General features: G+C 56.1%; 16 protein-coding genes and 1 pseudogene. 8 read left to right on the top strand and 9 right to left on the bottom strand.

From position 1 onward, the window contains the following. The first annotated feature begins 32 nt into the window (after positions 1-32). From ACWGZX_RS13690 to ACWGZX_RS13675, 4 genes are all read left to right on the top strand, one after another. Positions 33-2,381: a hypothetical protein gene (locus tag ACWGZX_RS13690; protein WP_452628674.1), complete on the top strand. Its 2,349-nt coding sequence runs from the start codon at positions 33-35 to the stop codon at positions 2,379-2,381. Between the two features lie 10 nt (positions 2,382-2,391). Beyond that, complete coding sequence (locus tag ACWGZX_RS13685; protein WP_452628673.1) at positions 2,392-2,997, top strand: hypothetical protein; 606 nt, start codon at positions 2,392-2,394, stop codon at positions 2,995-2,997. Between the two features lie 149 nt (positions 2,998-3,146). Then, complete coding sequence (locus ACWGZX_RS13680; RefSeq protein WP_452628672.1) at positions 3,147-3,500, top strand: XAC2610-related protein; 354 nt, start codon at positions 3,147-3,149, stop codon at positions 3,498-3,500. A 177-nt stretch (positions 3,501-3,677) separates the two neighbouring features. Further along, on the top strand, positions 3,678-5,015 hold the full coding sequence (locus tag ACWGZX_RS13675) for a lysozyme inhibitor LprI family protein (protein WP_452629015.1): 1,338 nt from the start codon (positions 3,678-3,680) through the stop codon (positions 5,013-5,015). A 71-nt stretch (positions 5,016-5,086) separates the two neighbouring features. Here the strand turns inward: ACWGZX_RS13675 and ACWGZX_RS13670 are convergent, their stop codons facing one another. Then, positions 5,087-5,467: a DUF6124 family protein gene (locus ACWGZX_RS13670; protein ID WP_452628671.1), complete on the bottom strand. Its 381-nt coding sequence runs from the start codon at positions 5,465-5,467 to the stop codon at positions 5,087-5,089. Between the two features lie 484 nt (positions 5,468-5,951). On the opposite strand from ACWGZX_RS13670, the gene ACWGZX_RS13665 reads away from it, so the two are divergent. Beyond that, positions 5,952-6,335 (top strand): SCP2 sterol-binding domain-containing protein, encoded by a 384-nt coding sequence (locus tag ACWGZX_RS13665; RefSeq protein WP_452628670.1) that lies wholly within the window; start codon positions 5,952-5,954, stop codon positions 6,333-6,335. 81 nt (positions 6,336-6,416) lie between these two features. On the opposite strand, the gene ACWGZX_RS13660 is transcribed toward ACWGZX_RS13665, so the two are convergent. Together ACWGZX_RS13660 and ACWGZX_RS13655 are read right to left on the bottom strand one after the other, a co-directional pair. Then, on the bottom strand, positions 6,417-7,181 hold the full coding sequence (locus ACWGZX_RS13660; protein ID WP_452628669.1) for a Fic family protein: 765 nt from the start codon (positions 7,179-7,181) through the stop codon (positions 6,417-6,419). Further along, entirely contained in the window at positions 7,178-7,435 is a 258-nt protein-coding gene (locus ACWGZX_RS13655) for a hypothetical protein (protein WP_452628668.1), read from the bottom strand. Before ACWGZX_RS13655 ends, ACWGZX_RS13660 begins: the two co-directional genes overlap by 4 nt. Positions 7,436-7,536: 101 nt before the next feature. Between ACWGZX_RS13655 and ACWGZX_RS13650 the strand changes: the two are divergent. Both ACWGZX_RS13650 and ACWGZX_RS13645 read left to right on the top strand, forming a co-directional pair. Next, positions 7,537-7,737, top strand: a pseudogene (locus tag ACWGZX_RS13650) (helicase); the annotation flags it as partial. Positions 7,738-7,886: 149 nt separating this feature from the next. After that, positions 7,887-9,251, top strand: coding sequence for a hypothetical protein (locus tag ACWGZX_RS13645; protein ID WP_452628667.1), 1,365 nt, complete (start codon positions 7,887-7,889; stop codon positions 9,249-9,251). A 96-nt stretch (positions 9,252-9,347) separates the two neighbouring features. Here the strand turns inward: ACWGZX_RS13645 and ACWGZX_RS13640 are convergent, their stop codons facing one another. The 6 genes from ACWGZX_RS13640 to exbB all read right to left on the bottom strand — a co-directional run bounded on the left by ACWGZX_RS13640 (position 9,348) and on the right by exbB (position 16,261). After that, entirely contained in the window at positions 9,348-10,748 is a 1,401-nt protein-coding gene (locus ACWGZX_RS13640) for an HDOD domain-containing protein (protein WP_452628666.1), read from the bottom strand. Positions 10,749-10,826: 78 nt separating this feature from the next. Beyond that, entirely contained in the window at positions 10,827-12,902 is a 2,076-nt protein-coding gene (gene recG, locus ACWGZX_RS13635; RefSeq protein WP_452628665.1) for an ATP-dependent DNA helicase RecG, read from the bottom strand. Positions 12,903-12,911: 9 nt separating this feature from the next. Next, positions 12,912-13,841 carry a hydrogen peroxide-inducible genes activator gene (locus ACWGZX_RS13630; protein WP_223521217.1) on the bottom strand — a complete coding sequence of 310 codons (930 nt, stop codon included), beginning with the start codon at positions 13,839-13,841 and terminating at the stop codon, positions 12,912-12,914. 270 nt (positions 13,842-14,111) lie between these two features. After that, a complete protein-coding gene (locus ACWGZX_RS13625) occupies positions 14,112-14,861 on the bottom strand; it encodes an energy transducer TonB family protein (protein ID WP_452628664.1) in 750 nt (249 codons plus the stop codon). Then, on the bottom strand, positions 14,858-15,286 hold the full coding sequence (gene exbD / locus ACWGZX_RS13620; protein ID WP_452628663.1) for a TonB system transport protein ExbD: 429 nt from the start codon (positions 15,284-15,286) through the stop codon (positions 14,858-14,860). The genes ACWGZX_RS13625 and exbD overlap by 4 nt, the downstream gene beginning before the upstream one ends. A 6-nt stretch (positions 15,287-15,292) precedes the next feature. Then, a complete protein-coding gene (gene exbB, locus ACWGZX_RS13615) occupies positions 15,293-16,261 on the bottom strand; it encodes a tonB-system energizer ExbB (RefSeq protein WP_452628662.1) in 969 nt (322 codons plus the stop codon). Between the two features lie 188 nt (positions 16,262-16,449). Here exbB and ACWGZX_RS13610 point away from each other — a divergent pair, with 188 nt between their 5' ends. After that, positions 16,450-17,307: an SDR family oxidoreductase gene (locus ACWGZX_RS13610; RefSeq protein ID WP_452628661.1), complete on the top strand. Its 858-nt coding sequence runs from the start codon at positions 16,450-16,452 to the stop codon at positions 17,305-17,307. Positions 17,308-17,433 lie beyond the last annotated feature (126 nt).

Genomic DNA, 17,433 nt, shown 5'->3' with positions numbered 1-17,433 from the left:
ACAAGCGCCAACATGGACAAGGAATTTTCAAAATGATCATTAGCCCTCCCTTTATTCCTGCTCCAATTGCGGGAGAAACCGACGAGGCATTTCTGGCGCGAGCCATGGTTGGCGGCGTTCCTGGTGATGGTGGATATCCGTTGAGCTTTGACCTCAACTGGCATGGTGGTATGCATCTGACTGCTCCAAAAGAAGGACAGAACGCATTGCCTGTGCGAGCGATTTCTGACGGAACATTGGCGTACTTCCGAAATCCGACCCACGAGAGCGCGGATGCAAATCACCCGCTGCGCTATCGTGATAAATGGACTGATGATGGGTGCGTTGTTATTCGGCATGAGACGGAGATCGGTGAGGGCGCGAAAGCTAAAGTCGTTTTCTATTCCATTTACATGCACCTATCGAAAATTTTTCTAGCAACTCCTCAAAAAGGTAAGGTCATTTCCCGAAAGGATAAAGTCGGAGAGGCCGGAAGTATCTATGGTGAAAAGGGCAGAATTCACTTCGAGGTTGTTGCAGATCAAAGCCAAATTGAGAACTTGGTAGGAAGAAAAGAAAGAGATCTGAAATTCCAGACAAGCCATGGAAGGGCAGATTGTTTTTGGGGCGATGCATATTTTTTTATACCGCCGGAAGTGCTTATTTACGAGAAACCTCCTCAAAATGTCCTGCAAGCGCAGAACAACTCACCAGTTGTCTATCGCTGCCCAGCTATGCCCTCGGGGCCTGTCCCAATTCTGGAGGCCGGGGCACCAGCCCCATCTGTCGGGACATCAGATTCTGTACAAGGCTACGAGTGGGCAATAGCATCAGAATTACAAAATGGTATGTTTGTTCGGATGAGCTATGCCAAAGGACAATGTAAGCTTACAACTTTCACCCATTCTGGGTTTGAGCTGGGAATCCAGGTCGAGAAAGCAGATTACGAGTATGACCTATACAAAACAGCTCTAGAGACATTTCCGCAGTCCCCTAGCGCAGGATTTGAGATGTTGCGATTTGGTCGCGTGCTAGGTGAAGATCGTCTTTTACCTGCTGATGCTGCCCACTGGCGTCAGATAAAATTTCCTGGAAAAGCAGGTGAAGAGAGTAAATCAGGTTGGGTGAATCTGAATTCTTTAACAATTAATAAGTTTAGCGATGCGGACTTCCCACAATGGCAGGGCTGGCAACTGATTGATGACGATACGGATTCGGATAGTCACTGCCAATCCAAATTTATCAGGTCGTTCTTGGGGCTGGACGCCAATAAAGTGATATCTGATAGCACTGATGCGGTTGGAATCGCAACTTCTCCTGCTTATGCCACACTGTCCCCAGATGAACAGAAAAAGCTATCAGAGCGTTATGTCACTGAGCGTGGTGTAAGTAAAGCCAAGCTTGAAGCAGTGGAAATTCAAGAGCGTATTAAACGATTCATATGTAAATTCCCTAGTGAGTGGTGCAAGAGTGATTTTGATACTCGCTATGGCTGGTTGCTAAAAGTTGCTGAGGGCGGTCCTTTTCCTGAGGACAGGTATGCGAAGCTAAAAGCCCACCAGCAAGCATTAGGATTTTGGGAAGAGGCGGCGTTGGAGGGAATTGATCACATGCATTGGCATTTTCCTCCCAAAGAGTTCGTTAGTACTTTCAAACAGTGCGGATGGCTAAGTGAACGTGATCTCAAAGGTATATATCCAGAAGCCACGAACGCCAAGATCGGTAAATACATCATTCATATTAATAAAACGCTTTTGAAGTATCTCGTCGTTGGTGGTTTAAGGCGGTCACACTTCTTTGGCCAAGCCGGGGTGGAAACAAATCAGTTAGTCTGGATGTCGGAACTGTATAGTGGCGACCCTTACACCTACTTCAGGCGTTATGCAAACGCCAAGAATTTCAAGGGATGGCTTGGTAATATAAAATATGACGATGGGGGCGATTTTAGAGGAAGAGGCATGAAGCAATTAACCGGTAGAGCGAATTATGCCGGGTACTGGGTTTATCGAGGGTGGCTCCGTTCGGACTCATTCTTGGAAAATTGGTGGAAAAATTCTTTGTGGTGGGGCATTTCAGGCAACGTCGTAACAGCGAGTCAGGCCAGTACGCTTCCAATACAAAATGCTGCATCTATTGCGCAATTAGATTCGACTATGCGCCCCCCAGTCATTATTAACCCAGACAGAGTTATGAGTGAGCCATTCACTTGTGCAGATACCGCTGGTTGGTTCTGGGCTAAAAATAAACTGATAAAGACTGCTGACTTAAATGATATCCCGGAAATGACTAGACGTATCCGAGGAGAAGGGCCAGGTGTTGGAATCGGTAATACGCCATGGCCTGCTGCTGCAAATTTTCAGGGCAGGGAAGCATTGACACATGAATTGCTAAAGCATTTTTGAGGTTTTCCAAATGAATCGTTTGATCGCTATATGTATGTTTTTCTACTGCGGTGTGGCTTGGTCTGATGCTTTGGACAGTCAGTTGGAGTGTAAAGCTGGGAATGACGTACCCGGCGAATTGACACTTTTACTCAAAGAACAGGTTTTCACGTTAAAAAATTCACAGCGAGGGTGTGATTCAGAATATACATACAGAGATCCGTCCGATAAAACGAACGTCTCTCTGATATTTTCGGCGCCCGGTAGCGATGATATGGGTCTTAATGCTCAAACTTTGATTTACGCTGTCACGCAGGGAGATAAAGAAGCGAAGTACATTGGATCTGTTCCCGCAAGTGCGACTGAACTCGAAGATGGCAGCTATAAAGACGTTCAGCAAGTTGGCGGCTCTATCTACGAAAATGTGTACATTCTGGATGGTGACAGAATTTCTACTGTTTATCCAAGTAAAGAGTTAGTTGTTTCTGGTGATCAGTGTGTTTATCAAGTAAAAGAAAATAAGGGCTGTAAAACAATGCATGGTAGCTTTAAAAATCCATTGTGCGTGCTGAACTATGGTGAGCGAAAGGTTATTGCCAAAGCTTCAGATTGCGCTGGTATGAGTGATAATTTATAGGGCGGCGAAGAAGAGGGGGGGAGGTGGCAGATTTATTTAAGATAGTTTAAGTGTCGTTAAATAAATCTGTCGCTTTTTCCATATTTTTTATTGACGCCAGCATCGACTCTTCTTTGGACGTCGGATGTGAGTTGGAGTAGGGCGAGCACATGCGATTCAAGTATCTAGTGCCATCATTGCTCGGCTTGCTGTGGGCGGTGCAGGTATTTGCCGAGGTAACCACGTTCAGCCCTATCAAAAACGTCGTGGCGTCTTTTGGGTTGGAAGATTCCGCGTTAACGGTCGTCGTTAAAAGCGATGCCCAAAGCGAATCTGGAACAATCGCTTTTGAGGCTCTAAACGAACTACATCTGCAAATCGATGATTTTAATTTCGACGGTGCGACGGATTTTGCTGTGTGGCAGATCGATGGCGGGATGGGCACCTACACCATTCACAGGATTTTTGTTTACCAACCCGAAGCAGGTTTTTTTCAAGGAGTTGACTCCAGCTTGTGGCGATGATTTCGCCAATCTGAGCGTAGAGCGCGACAAGAGAACTTTGCTCAGCACCTACTGGGAAATGAATGAGCCAAAGCTCTGTGTGACCCATTTTTCCCCAGATTAGATTGCTTGGATTACATCTGAACAGATCAAGGACAGAAGACAGTGAAACGCTTTTTTTTAGGGGTTTTTTTTGCGCTGACATGCCAGGCCGTTTTGCCGGGTTCAACGGCACTTGCTCAGGATGAGTGCAACAAGATCTCCGCAAGCCAACAAATTGATAAGTGCTCAGAGGTATCGAAGGTTGCTGCAGATTCGCAGTTGAACACGAGTTATCACCAATTGATGGCTCGACTCGAAACCCAATATCTAGCTGAACCCGACACAGGTACGGCCTATACGGCGAAGGTCAAAGAAGCACAGCGCGCGTGGATAAAGTTGCGTGATGCGAATTGCCCGCTCGAAGCGTTTGAGATCAAGCCGGGTACTTCTGCCTATGTGACGACCGTGCACAACTGCATCGCAAGAATGAGTCGCGAGCGATCGGTGTTTCTGGACGGTATCGCACCCGACATCGTGAGTGGTTCGGCTGTTGGGCGCGGGTCAGATGTCTCGTGCCCATCTCAGGACTTTGCTCAATTTGTACCGGTGTTTTCCGCTAATGCTGAGTCCCAGAGGCGCCTCACTGCGCCGGCAGTGAAGATTTTGGTGTTAAAGCGTACAGAAGATCCGGGCCGATTCGAACCGTCCATTACTGCGGAAACAGGCGCCGGTTTGGCGTTTCCATTGATGGGTGCGATGGAAGGCAAGACTGCAGGGGTTCAGATCGAATCGGTCGACGACAATCACATGAACGTTGTGGATAAAAGGGCAGGCAACAGCAACATCAAGATTTTTAACTTCGCTAAAGAATCATGCTGGGCGCTGGTGGGTATTGAGGATTGGTCGATCAGTGAGAAGGAGCTTGTCGCCTCCAGCAGGCCCGGAATGAGCCATGTCGAGGACTTCTGTTATCAACGTGCCGAGGGCTTGGGCGGGTTAGGGTTTCTTCAACAATACCGTCTGACAGGGGAATTGATTGAAGCGTCTCTGGAAAACTATGTTTGTGCTGCCGCGTCGGGTGATCCACAGGCGAGTTTGTCGGCGGCAAGATTAAGTCTTTCGCAGATGGCTCCTCAGTTAGAAACCAGCAGGGTTGAAGCGTTGTTCAAAGCGGCAGCGACGACTCTACCGGACGGGGCGCTGGGTTATGCCGCGTATTTTTGTAACGGTAACTCCACCGACTATAACGGCCCTTGCTTGCATCCCGAGCAAGCGGAAAGGGAAGTTATTCGTGCGGTTTCCATGGGATCGACAGAGGCGATGAACACTCTGGGTTCCTATTTTGAGAGTGGCGACTTAGGAACAAAGGATATGTCCCGGGCGCTGGCCTGTTATCAATTGTCAGCTGATAAAGGTAATCCGCAGGGTATCAACAACGTAGGGCGCTTGGGATCGCAAGGTGCAGAATCGATCAAGGCAAGTCACTGCATCTGATGCACCGAGTGCGGATGTGACTAATACACTGAATCAAAGAAGGGGACGTTAAATCCCCTTCATGGTTTCTACTACACCTTCGCCCGATGCTCCGCCGGATTCGGCGAATCAATATGATCCAGCGCTCGCTCCACCAACAACCGAACCCCGTCCGACATTCTGCTGAGCGCCAGTGCTACGGAGCGCAGCGTGCCTTCCACATCGTCGGCCAGGTTGGCGGCGATGGCGCTGATGGACAGCAGGTCTTCTGAGGCGTTGGCCAGGAGGGCTTCGGTGTCGATGTCGGGGGAGACGGTGAAGAGGTTGCCTTTGCGAGGCTTGGGCTTCTCGGGCGGAGGTGCGAAATGGTGGTTGAGGGCGCGTTCGGCGGCTTCATGGAGTTTCTTCGAATCGAGGGATTCGTAGGGGGATGTGTCTTCGTGTTCTGGGGGATTCGGTGTTGGCTTGATCATTAGGTATCTTCCGGAAATTGGAGCTGACACCGTTTCGCTCGCACTTCGAAAGAGGTGGCAACTGTGCATAGGTGTGCAAGACCGGCCCGGAGTATCCGGCAGACCCGAAGGTCTCCCACGCACAGTCGCCATAACGATTCGCGAGAATAAGAAAATGCTCGATGAATAGCCATAAGCGATTGTGCACCAGGCCGGACTTGCACGTCCGTGTCACCGATTTTGCGGCGACCAACAGAGACTATCGGTCGAGCGCAAAGCTGCCTAGTTCACGAACAACCCCGCGTGTTGAAGGAAACTTCCGATAGCGTCGAGCGTAGAAAGATCAAATCTTCCACGCTTTTAAACACCGACGTTTCGTCAATGACTTGGTAGTCATCAGCGTCAAAAAGCGCGTCATCTTCTTCTAACGCATCGCGATGCTGTCGTTATCGTCCGAAGCGGCTACACTGCGCCGGCCGTTCATTTTTCTCTTGAGGCTGTGCGCATGAAATTTCGTTTTCTTCTGTGGATGCTGGGTTTGTTGATGGGTAAGGCCAGCCGGACTAATCCTGCGTTTCAGCAGCAGTTGGGTGACAAGGAATTGGTGTTCCAGTTGCAGACCCTGGACGGGAAGGTGTCGCGGCATTTCTTTGTGAAGGACCAGCGCATTACCAGCAAGTCGGGTGTGTATGCCGAGCCGGCGTTTGCGATTGCGTTTAAAGATGCGGCGTATGGCTTTGCCACGATGCAGGCGAAGAACAAGCAGTTGGCGTTTATGACGGGGATTCAGGACAAGTCGATTCAGATCAAGGGCAACCCGGCGCTGGTGATGTGGTTTCAGGGGTTGACCAAGTATTTGAAGCCTAGGAAGGCTAAAGCCAAGGTATGAAGTCTTTCAGGTAGACCGGGTTGGATTCATCGCGATCAAGCTCGCTCCCACAGGGTTTAGGTGATCCCCTGTGGAGCTTCTTCAGCCATCCGACTCAGGAGGCTCGCGGGTGTCGAGCGGCTGGGCCCGGTATGTCTTGTAGATCTGCTGGACTTGCGGGTTGTCCAGGTTCTCGTATGTGATGTCTTCCTTGTCCAGGCCATCCAGGCCTCTGATACCACCGATGGTCTCTGGCCACTCGTCACGACTGGATATATCGACTACGAACGGGTTGAGGTAGTTATCGAGATGCCTCTCGCGAGGCTCTCGGATCTCGTCGCTGAGTGCCCGCAGGTAGTTGTCTTTGCTTGTCCTTGACCAGTCGATGGCGAACTCGGCTCGATAACAGAGTTCCATGAAGACTAATAGAATCGTGCGCCCATTGCCGTCCAGGAGGGGGTGTGCGAAAGCCAGCTGACCCATCACCCCGCCGGGATGGTCTCTGAAGCGTTTCTTGTCAGCTGCTAGCTTAAGCGCATAGTCGACAGACATTTTGATGGAGTCCGGGCGCTCGAACACGGTGCTGCGGGGATCGTCGAGGGAGCCCTTGAAGACTGCCAGGTGAGGGACAAGCTCGTTCCGGTCTTTCCCTGCCCAGTGATAGAAGCCGGAGAACAGGATTTCGTGAACTTTGAGCACAGTCTTGTAATCGATTGGCTTTTTCTTAGCCAAGAAGGCAAGCGCATCTTCGATACTCAATTCAAACGAAAGATGCTCTGACTCTTTTACTTCAGTGGGATCTTTCAGTTGCAGCGAGTTTTGAAGATATCCAGCAGTTTCGAAGTCGCCGAACGGATCAAAAGTCATGCGCTACGTTTCTGTGCACGCCTTTCCTGAAGATAGCGCCCTTGGAGCGCCAGGATTTCAGCTTTGCTCAGAACGCCTTTTCTCTTGAGATTGACGAGCAACTGTTCGATGCCATCCAACTCGACGACATCGCCAGCCAAACGGGTAATGCTCACGGCCATACGACTCATGCCGTCACGTTCGGCGGTGACCTTGTTTTCTTTCGCAAGCTTACGGACTTGGTTTGCAACACTGACAGCAGCTGATTGGGTCATCGGAAAGCCCTCTATTTGCCGTCAAATCATAGCAGGGCACCTGCTTATTGTCCTCGCTGGCTCATAGCCAACGATCAGATGAAAAGCGTGCCTTCCATACCGCCGAGCCGGCGTTTGCGATTGCGTTTAAGGATGCGGCGTACGGCTTTGCCACGATGCAGGCGAAGAACAAGCAATTGGCGTTTATGACGGGGATTCAGGACAAGTCGATTCAGATCAAGGGCAACCCGGCGTTGGTGATGTGGTTTCAGGGGTTGACCAAGTATTTGAAGCCGCGGAAGAAGCCTGCTGCTGCTCGTTGAGTCGCTTCGATGGCTCGAAAGGTCAACTAATTGGCTTGCAGCGAATGCTGAACTGTCATTTGTAACAGGTGTTTCGCGTAGTGTTTCGGTGCTCCACTGTAAGGGTGTCCCTAGAAGGACATCCTTTCACACCACGATGGAGCGCGGTCATGTCTCAGGCACAAGGCACAAAGTCATCAGAGTTTTGTGATCCAACCTTTGGTAACGGTGGCGTTCTTGAGCTGCCTTTCGACGGTGTTGTCGGTCGGTTCCCTGATTCGGTTCTCCCATTACCCGACAAAAAATTGCTGCTGCTTTTCAGCGCTTTATGGTCAGAGAACTCTCCGGTCAAGGTCGCAAGGCTGGAAGAGGACGGCTCGCTTGATTTGGCATTTGGGAATCAGGGAATCGTCGAAGTTCCTTTCACGGAGGGGGCCAGGTTCTCTGGGCGCCATCTGCGTCCCTTGGACAATGGCGGATGGCTGATCACCGGCACTGTAGAGCACTCGAACGGCGCAATTGATCTCGCGGTCGTTCGTCAACTTCAGAGTGGCCAGCTGGACCCCTCCTTCGGTCCTGAAAAGGACGGCAAAGTCACCATCAATATTTACGACCTGATTGATTCTCGCACCAAGCCTGGAGCCAGTTTTCTCACTCGTCGCCATGACAATAAAAACGGTGAAAACTCATCTCAAGGGGCGGGTGATGTCGGGGTTGCTGCTTTCGGTCAGCAGGATGGGAAGATTGTTCTAGTCAGCACTGTTAATTTCGCCTTCGATCATTTGAGAGGGATTGCGCTGCGCCTTAATGTGGATGGCTCACTTGACACATCTTTTAATCAGAAAGGCTTTGTACTAGTCGAGCTTCCGGGTATCACCCATCGCTGGAATTACGCTGCTGGTGTGGCCGTTCAGCAAGACGGCAAAGTTCTGGTCTGTGGCGATTTCAGCCGAGAGACTTCCGATGAGTCCCCAGATGCTTATGTCATTCGCTATGACCAGGACGGTAACGTCGATGCTGGTTTTGGCGACAAAAAGAACGGCGTAGTGACCATAACTGACAGCAGTCGGTGGCTTGACCTAGGGTCAATGACCTTGAAGTCGGACGGTGGGGTTGTGGCGGTGGGGACCGCAGACCAAGATGGTGACCGCGAAGGACTGATTGTCTCGCTAAACCCCAGCGGAAGTTTCAATCTTGTTTTCAACAACGGAAAGCCGCTGTTCTCCAACTTTCTGGAGCATGGGGTTTCCTGGCGGCGCTGTGTTCTGCAAACGGATGGAAAGCTGGTTGTCAGTGGGCAGGGTGGAGGCGCATTTGTTGACGAAAACAGTTCAGTCGTGACAGCGCGGTATACGTTCGATGGCTCACTGGATGTGAAGTTCGCGGGTAAGGGATGGGCGGTTTTCAACAGTGAAAGCGGCATCGATATGTTCAGGGGATGCGCAGTGATGGCGGATAACCGGGTTGTTGTTAGCGGCTATGTCTCTTTTGATCCAACGCCTCTTCCGGGATATGTGCTGCGCTACCTGGCTTGAGGCGGTCAGTTAGACCGAGGTGGATTCATCGCGGGCAAGCCCGCTCCCACAGGGATCACCTAAATCCTGTGGGAGCGTGGCTTGCCCGCGATGCTTTTAGGCCTGGGTGAACTGCGAAGCCAGTTCGCGCAGCAGGACTTCGGCTTCAAGCACTTTGGTGACCACGTCGTTGGCTTTGTCGCGAGTCAGGCCGACGCGTTCGAGCAGGGCATCCGGGATGTCTTCATCCGGGCCGGAGCCGATGCCGCGAGCGCGCAGCAGGCGCACGGACAGGCAGACGAGGTTCGGGTATTCGGCGAAGTCGCCGTCGTAGTGCGGGTCGTGCTGGAAGCGCAGGGCGGCGGCGAGTTCTTCCGGCATGTCCCAGTGGCGCATCAGCCACGCGCCGATCTGTTCGCGGCTGATGCCGAGCAGGTGTTGCTCCACAAAGCTGTGGCACAGGTGTTGGTTGACTTCCAGGTGGCGGCAGATCAGCGAGAAGTGCGGCGGGAAGACGTGGGCCAGCAGCAGGTAGCCGAAGTTGTGCAGCAGGCCGGCGAGGTAGGTCAGGCCGGCTTCCGGGCGCTGGGCGCGCGGCATGGCGCGGGTCAGGCCTTCGATGACAGCGGCGGTGTAGATCGACTGGTGCCAGTACGGCGTGGCGTGTTGCGGGTGGTCTTTGGGCAGGCTCAGGGTTTTGCCCAGAGCCAGGCCCAGCGCCAGGTTGATCACCAGGTCGAAACCCAGCACCCGCACGATGGCGTCTTCTACTGAACGAATCTTGCCTGGCGAGGCGTAGTACGGCGACGCAGCCCAGCTCACGACTTGCGCGGCCAGCGCCGGGTCGGTTTCGACCACGCCGGTGATGTCGTCGATGGTGGCGTTGGGGTCGACGCGCAGTTTGATGATTTTTTGCGCGGTCTCGGCCAGCGGCGGAATCTCGATGGTCTCTTCCAGACGTTGCTGGATGCGCCGTGCGGTGAACGCTTGAACGGCCTGGGTGATTTCCTTGCGGTCATCGTCGGGGCGGTCGAGGTTCGGGCGGATGCTGGTCAGGGCTTCGCCGAAGTTGGCGGCGCTGGCCTTGGTCAGCATGGTTTTGAAGTCTTCGCTGGTGATTTCCAGCAGCAGGCCCGGCTCGCCCGAGTTGATCAGCAACTTCGGTTCGCGCAGCAGGCTCTCTTCGTACAGGCACGGCGAAGTGGTCATCGCCGGCAGGCCGGGCAGCAGGCTCAGGCTGTGTTTGCCGAGCATTTTGACCAGGCGTTCGGTCGGCACGGCGGTGAGGTGGCGGCCGGTCAGTTCAGCAAGGCGATTGAGGTCCAGCAATTGGCTTTGCGGGAACAGCACCATCAAGGCGCCGACCGCGTCTTCCACCAGAACGGCCTGCACTTTGCGCGTGGCGTTGAGGCCGTGGTGATCGAGGATTTCTTCGTAGGCAATGCCGAGTTTGCCCAGCAGCAGCCGAATAACAGACGGAGCGTGCAGGGTTTCCGGGGCGAGGGCAGCTTCAGTCATCGTCTGTATCCGTATTCAAACAGTTGCGCGAGTATAACCAGCTTGTTTAACGGTATGGTCCATAAACTGCGACGGTGCTCACACTTGTCCGTATTGCTGCCCATGGCGCAGCCAGCGGTCGAGCAACGGGCTGACATGGTCCGGCCAGCGCTCCAGCAACGCTTGGGCGGCGTCGCGCACGGCGGGCAATAGATCGGCGTCGCGCATCAGGTCGGCGACTTTGAATTGCAGCAGGCCGGTCTGGCGTGTGCCGAGCATTTCGCCGGGACCGCGCAGTTCGAGATCTTTTTCGGCGATGACAAAACCGTCGTTGGTTTCACGCATGATACCGAGGCGCTGACGACCGATCTGCGACAGCGGCGGATGGTAGAGCAGCACGCAATGGCTGACGGCGCTGCCTCGACCGACACGGCCGCGCAACTGGTGCAATTGTGCGAGGCCGAGGCGTTCGGGGTTTTCGATGATCATCAGGCTGGCGTTCGGCACGTCGACGCCGACTTCGATCACGGTGGTGGCGACCAGCAGTTGCAGGTTGCCGGCCTTGAACTCGGCCATGACGGCGGCTTTTTCCACCGGCTTCATGCGCCCGTGAATCAGCCCGACCTTCAACTCGCCGAGGGCGGCGGTGAGGTCTTCATAGGTGGTTTCAGCGGCCTGGCAGGTCAGCTCTTCTGACTCTTCAATCAGCGTGCACACCCAATACGCCTGACGCCCTTCAGCGCAGGCACCGCGCACCCGTTCAATGACTTCAACGCGCCGGGTATCGGTGATCAACACGGTGTTGACCGGCGTTCGGCCGGGCGGCAGTTCGTCGAGGATCGAGGTGTCGAGGTCTGCGTAGGCGCTCATGGCCAGCGTGCGCGGGATCGGCGTGGCGGTCATGATCAGTTGATGCGGACACATGCGCCCGCCGACGCCTTTCTGTCGCAACGCCAAGCGCTGCTGCACGCCGAAGCGGTGTTGTTCGTCGATGATCGCCAGTGCGAGGTTCTTGAACTGCACTTCGTCCTGGAACAGCGCGTGGGTGCCGACCACCATCGGCGTACCGTTGGCGATCTGTTCCAGCGCGGCGACGCGGTTTTTGCCTTTGAGCTTGCCGGCCAGCCACGCGACTTCAATGCCCAGCGGTTCGAGCCAGCGCTTGAAGGTGATGAAGTGCTGCTCGGCGAGGATTTCAGTGGGCGCCATCAGTGCGACTTGATAACCGGCCTCCAACGCCTGAAGCGCGGCGAGGGCGGCGACCACGGTTTTACCCGCGCCAACGTCGCCCTGAATCAGGCGCAGCATCGGCTCGTGCTGGCTCAGGTCGTAGGCGATTTCGTTGCCGACCCGTTGTTGAGCGCCGGTCGGTGCAAAGCCAAGATTGGCCAGGTACTTGGCCGGCAGCTGGGTGGCTTTCGGCATCGCTGGCGCGCGCAGGGAGCGCATGCTTTCGCGCAGACGCTGCTGGGACAGTTGATGGGTCAGCAGTTCTTCGAAGGCCAAGCGGTGCTGCGCCCAGTGGTGGCCGATGGCGAGTTCGTCGACGTCGGCATCGGCGGGCGGGTGATGCAGGTAGCGGATCGCATCGGCCAGCGGCGCGAGTTGGTAGTCGCGCGCCAGTTCGGTCGGCAGCCAGTCGGGCAGACTGGTCGGGCCGAGCATCGTCAGGGTTTGCATGCACAGTTGGCGCAAGCGCTGTTGGGTCAGGCCTTCGGTGAGCGGGTACACCGGGGTCAGGGTTTCATCCACCGGCGGCGGCTCGTCGCCGGTGATGGCGCGGTATTCCGGGTGATAGATTTCCAGCCCCGAGGCGCCGGGCCGCGCTTCGCCGTAGCAGCGAATCCGCGTGCCGCGTTTGAGGCCTTCTTTCTGCGCGTTGCTGAAATGATAGAAGCGCAGGCTGAGCCCGCCGGTGCCGTCTTGCAGACGGACGACGAGGCTGCGGCGACGGCCCATGACCACGTCGGCACCGCTGACGGTGCCTTCGATCACGGCGTCTTGCCCCGGTCGCAAATGGCCGATCGGGACCACGCGGGTGCGATCCTGATAGCGCAGCGGCAGGTGGAACAGCACGTCCTGAAGATTCTCCAGGCCGACCTTGGCCAGCTTCTCGGCCATGGCCTCGCCGACACCTTTGAGTGCCGTCACCGACACTTGCGACAACTCGGTCATGACCGCGACTTAAGCCGCAACAACCGGCGCGGACGGCTTGGCCACCGAGCACAGGCGAATGGAGTCAGCGAGGATTTCAATCGCTTTCGGACGCGGGAAGCTCGCGCGCCAGGCAATGGCCACGGTGCGGAACGGTACCGGCGGTGTCAGTGGGCGCACTTCGATCACGCCAGGGGCGTAGTGATGGCTGTCGACTGCCGACAGCGGCAGGATCGAAATGCCGAGGCCGGAGGCAACCATGTGGCGGATGGTTTCCAGGGAGCTGGACTCCACCGTGGTGTGCTTGGCGCCGTCGTTGCCTTTGGCCAGGGTCGGGCAGGCTTCCAGCACTTGATCGCGGAAGCAGTGGCCTTCGCCGAGCAGCAGCAGGCTCTTGTCGTTCAGCAGGCTGGCGTCGATGGATTCTTTCTGGGTCCACGGGTGCTGGGCCGGCATCAGGACGTAGAACGGCTCGTCGTAGAGCTGCAAGGTCAGGACGTCGGCTTCGTTGAACGGCAGGGCGATGATGATCGCGTCGAGCTCGCCGTTGCGCAGTTTGTCGCGCAGCACGTGGGTGAAGTTTTCTTCGATGTACAACGGCATCTGCGGGGCGACCCGGTGCAGTTGTGGAATCAAGTGCGGGAACAGGTATGGGCCGACGGTGTAGATCGCACCGAGTTTCAGCGGGGCGGTCAGCTGGTTCTTGCCAGCCTGGGCCAGTTCGCGGATGCCTTGGGCTTGCTCCAGGACTTTCTGTGCCTGGGCCACGATGCCTTCACCGACCGGGGTCAGGCGCACGGCACTCTTGCTGCGCTCGAAAATCAGCACACCGAGTTCGTCTTCAAGCTTTTTCACGCCCACCGACAGGGTCGGTTGACTGACGTGGCAACGCTCGGCCGCGTGGCCGAAGTGCTGCTCTTGGGCGAGGGTAACGATGTAGCGTAATTCTGTCAGAGTCATAGCAAGCGTCCATGTAGTTGCGCGCCAAGCATAACGGCTGCAATCGATAGACGCACGTTATCAGAGTGAGTGTGTTGAGTGACACCAGGTAATGCGTGTTTGCCGCTGGCAGATACACGAAAGGCACCTTTTGGGGTGCCTTATTGGTCGCTGCATAACCCTGTAGGAGCTGAGCTTGCTCGCGATAGCGGTGTGTCAGTCAACAGAGATGTTGAATATGACGGCCTCATCGCGAGCAAGCTCGGCTCCTACAAGGTATTTGTGTTGCTTTTAGCGTCGGCGTTTTTCCAGCGAGTAAACAAACGGTGCCACGATTTCGATGGCGCCGTTGGTCAGCATGTCGGCCGGTGGCTTGGGCAGTGGCTGGGCGCGGCGGATCATTTCCAGGGTAGCCCGGTCCAGATCGGCAGTGCCGGAGGCGCCCACCAGCTCGAACGACAACACGTTACCTTCGGCATCCACCACGAAGCGCAGACGGTTCATGCCTTCCTTGCCCCGCGCCTGCGCACTGGCCGGGTACTTCTTGTACTTGGCCAAGTGCGCGAGCAAGGTGCCTTGCCAACTGGCCTTGGCGGCCTGCTGCGCGGCTGATGGACCCGGTGCCGGTTGTGCGGATTTCTCCGTTGGCGCCTGCGTCGGTTGCGCGTCGCTCGGTTTTTCCTCGGACGGCTTCTCCTTTGGCGGCTCCGGCTTTTTCTCTACAGGCTTGGGTGGTTGCGGCTTGGGCTTGGGTTTGACCGGCTTGGGCACGGCAATCTCGGCCTTGGGCACTTCAGCCAGTTTCGGGATCGGCAACTCTTCCACCGGGGCTGGTGGCTGCGGCGGCGTGATGACCTTTGGCGGTGCAGGCGGTGGCGGTGCCGGAACCGGTGCCAGCTCGACCATCATGGCCTGCGGTGGCAACTCGATCGGCGGGCGCGAGGTCCAGTTCAGCGCCAGCGCGATGGCCAGTGCGTGAACGCCCAGCACCACGGCCAGGCTCCCGCTGTAACGCGTCAGCTTATGGCGCGTCGTGATCATTTCTTGGCTGCCGTCTCAAGTCCGACCAAGCCCACCTTCAGGTAACCGGCGGAGCGCAGGTTGTCCATCACGCTCATCAGGTCGCCGTAATCCACGCCTTTATCGGCCTGGAAGAAGATCGTCGTGTCTTTCTTGCCCTGGGTCTTGGCGTCCAGAGTGGCGCCGAGTGCTTCGGCTTTTACTTCGTCTTCGCCGAGGAACAGGCGCTGGTCAGCCTTGACGCTGAGGAATACCGGCTTCTCCGGGCGTGGCGCCGGCTTGGCGCTGGAGGCGGGCAGGTCGACCTTGATGTCCACGGTGGCCAGCGGGGCGGCCACCATGAAAATGATCAGCAGCACCAGCATCACGTCGATGAACGGCGTGACGTTGATTTCGTGGTTCTCGGCCAGATCGTCGTCTGCGCCTTCTTTCAAATGCAAGCCCATGGCTGATTACCCTACTTTGACCATGTGCGGTTGCGCGGAGCGCTCGGTGGTCGGCAGGTGATCGAGGTCACGGCTGACCAGCAGCAGGACTTCAGCCGAGGCGTCGGACACTTGTGCCTTGTAACCCGCGATGGAGCGGGCGAAAACGTTGTAGATCACCACGGCCGGGATCGCTGCAACCAGGCCCAGCGCGGTCGCCAGCAAGGCTTCGGCGATGCCGGGGGCCACAACAGCGAGGTTGGTGGTCTGGGTTTTGGCAATGCCGATGAAGCTGTTCATGATGCCCCACACGGTACCGAACAGGCCCACGAACGGCGCGGTGGAACCGATGGTGGCGAGGACGCCGGTGCCGCTGCTCATGTTGCGACCGCAGGCAGCCACCAGTCGCTCGAGACGGAAGGCAACACGTTCCTTGATGCCTTCTTTCTCGCGGCTGTTGACCGACAAGCGCATCTCTTCCAGGGCGTCATGCACCAACAAGTTGGCGAGAGTGCCTTCCTTGGTGGCTGTCGCGCTGGCTTCTTTAAGGGTGGTGGCTTTTTTCAGGTGGACGATTTCGCTGCGCAGACGACGCTTGGCGCCCATCAGCTCAAAGCCCTTGGCGATCCAGATGGTCCAGGTGATGATCGAGGCGATGGCCAGGCCGATCATCACGATTTTCACGATGATGTCGGCGTTCTGATACATGCCCCACGGCGACAGGTCATGGGCCATGCCCAGGGAGTTATCGGCTTCGAGCACTTCAGGAACATCTTCGGCGGCTACAGCCTGGGCCGGATCGGTCGCGGCAGGAACGGCGACTGGGGCGGCAGGATCGGCTGGCGCTGGCGCCACGGCGGTGGCTGGAGTGGCGGGTGCTTGTGCGTCAGCGAAAGCGGCGGTCGGTGCCAGCATCAGGCTGAGCAACAGAGCAGCCACTGCACGCCAGGCGCGAGGGCTTTTGGTTGGCGAAGCGGAGAATTGATTGCGTGTCATGCTGGCCGGACCTGAGAGAAAAAACGGTTAATGTTCTTCCAGGCCTCGTGAGGCCGAGAACAAAAGTGGCGTGCATTATTGCAAGTAATTCTTGTTAACAAAAGTAATAGAGTCTCTTTTTTTCTTGCATTGCTAGCCGCTCGTCCATTGCTGGCGCTAGTCTGTGTCTTTCCGATGGGAGTTTTCTGATGTCCACACCCTCAGTTTTGATCGCCGGTTGCGGTGATGTCGGCAGTCGTCTGGCCACGCAATTGGTGGCTGGCGGGTGGGAGGTTCATGGCCTGAGGCGTGACATCTCGCGCCTGCCCGAGGGAGTCATTGGCGTTGCCGGCGACTTGTTTAATGAAGACTGTCCGGCGACCTGGCCAGTCGGTGCGGTGGATTACCTGGTGTATTGCGCGGCGGCCACCGACCACGATGAAGCCGGATATCGCGCTGCTTATGTGCAGGGCTTGCAGCATGTGTTGGACTGGCTGAACGACTACGGTCAGGTGCCCGATCGTCTGCTGTTTGTTTCCAGCAGCAGTGTGTATGGCCAGCAGGATGGCGAGTGGGTCGACGAGTCCTCGCCGACCGTTCCCGCAGGCTATTCAGGTCGACTGATGCTGGAGGCTGAGCAGGTCGCACTCAAAAGCGGCATTCCGGCGAGCATTGTGCGCCTGACCGGTATTTACGGTCCTGGCCGTGAGTGGCTGCTGACTCAGGTGCGGCGGGGTTATCGCGTGGCGGTCGATCCGCCGCTTTATGGCAACCGTATTCACGTCGACGACGCGGCGGGGTTGATGGCGTATCTGCTTGAGGCAGATCGTCGCGGTGAGGTGCTGGATGACGTCTACATAGGCGTCGACGACGCGCCTGCACCGCTGGCGGACGTGGTGGGCTGGTTGCGTGAGTATCTGGGCGTAACGGAATGGGCTGACGACGCGACCGTGCGGCGTACGGGCAGCAAGCGTTGCAGCAATGCCCGATTAAAGGCGTTGGGCTGGACACCGAAGTACCCAAGCTATCGCGAAGGTTATGCCGCAATCCTCGAAGGCCGCGGTTAACTTCCAGCCACCACAAACCAAATGTGGGAGCGAGCCTGCTCGCGAAAGGGCCGTAACATTCAACATTTCTATTGGCTGTTACACCGCTTTCGCGAGCAGGCTCGCTCCCACATTGGATTTGCGTTA

It is taken from the genome of Pseudomonas sp. CLCA07 (assembly GCF_053615335.1).
Note: the sequence above shows the minus strand (reverse complement) of the source record. Positions and strands in the feature narration are given on the sequence as shown.

Coding starts and splice junctions, on each gene's coding strand:
- ACWGZX_RS13690 (WP_452628674.1), top strand. CDS start 33: ATGATCATTAGCCCTCCCTTTATTCCTGCTCCAATTGCGGGAGAAACC.
- ACWGZX_RS13685 (WP_452628673.1), top strand. CDS start 2,392: ATGAATCGTTTGATCGCTATATGTATGTTTTTCTACTGCGGTGTGGCT.
- ACWGZX_RS13680 (WP_452628672.1), top strand. CDS start 3,147: ATGCGATTCAAGTATCTAGTGCCATCATTGCTCGGCTTGCTGTGGGCG.
- ACWGZX_RS13670 (WP_452628671.1), bottom strand. CDS start 5,467: ATGATCAAGCCAACACCGAATCCCCCAGAACACGAAGACACATCCCCC.
- ACWGZX_RS13665 (WP_452628670.1), top strand. CDS start 5,952: ATGAAATTTCGTTTTCTTCTGTGGATGCTGGGTTTGTTGATGGGTAAG.
- ACWGZX_RS13660 (WP_452628669.1), bottom strand. CDS start 7,181: ATGACTTTTGATCCGTTCGGCGACTTCGAAACTGCTGGATATCTTCAA.
- ACWGZX_RS13655 (WP_452628668.1), bottom strand. CDS start 7,435: ATGACCCAATCAGCTGCTGTCAGTGTTGCAAACCAAGTCCGTAAGCTT.
- ACWGZX_RS13645 (WP_452628667.1), top strand. CDS start 7,887: ATGTCTCAGGCACAAGGCACAAAGTCATCAGAGTTTTGTGATCCAACC.
- ACWGZX_RS13640 (WP_452628666.1), bottom strand. CDS start 10,748: ATGACTGAAGCTGCCCTCGCCCCGGAAACCCTGCACGCTCCGTCTGTT.
- recG (WP_452628665.1), bottom strand. CDS start 12,902: ATGACCGAGTTGTCGCAAGTGTCGGTGACGGCACTCAAAGGTGTCGGC.
- ACWGZX_RS13630 (WP_223521217.1), bottom strand. CDS start 13,841: ATGACTCTGACAGAATTACGCTACATCGTTACCCTCGCCCAAGAGCAG.
- ACWGZX_RS13625 (WP_452628664.1), bottom strand. CDS start 14,861: ATGATCACGACGCGCCATAAGCTGACGCGTTACAGCGGGAGCCTGGCC.
- exbD (WP_452628663.1), bottom strand. CDS start 15,286: ATGGGCTTGCATTTGAAAGAAGGCGCAGACGACGATCTGGCCGAGAAC.
- exbB (WP_452628662.1), bottom strand. CDS start 16,261: ATGACACGCAATCAATTCTCCGCTTCGCCAACCAAAAGCCCTCGCGCC.
- ACWGZX_RS13610 (WP_452628661.1), top strand. CDS start 16,450: ATGTCCACACCCTCAGTTTTGATCGCCGGTTGCGGTGATGTCGGCAGT.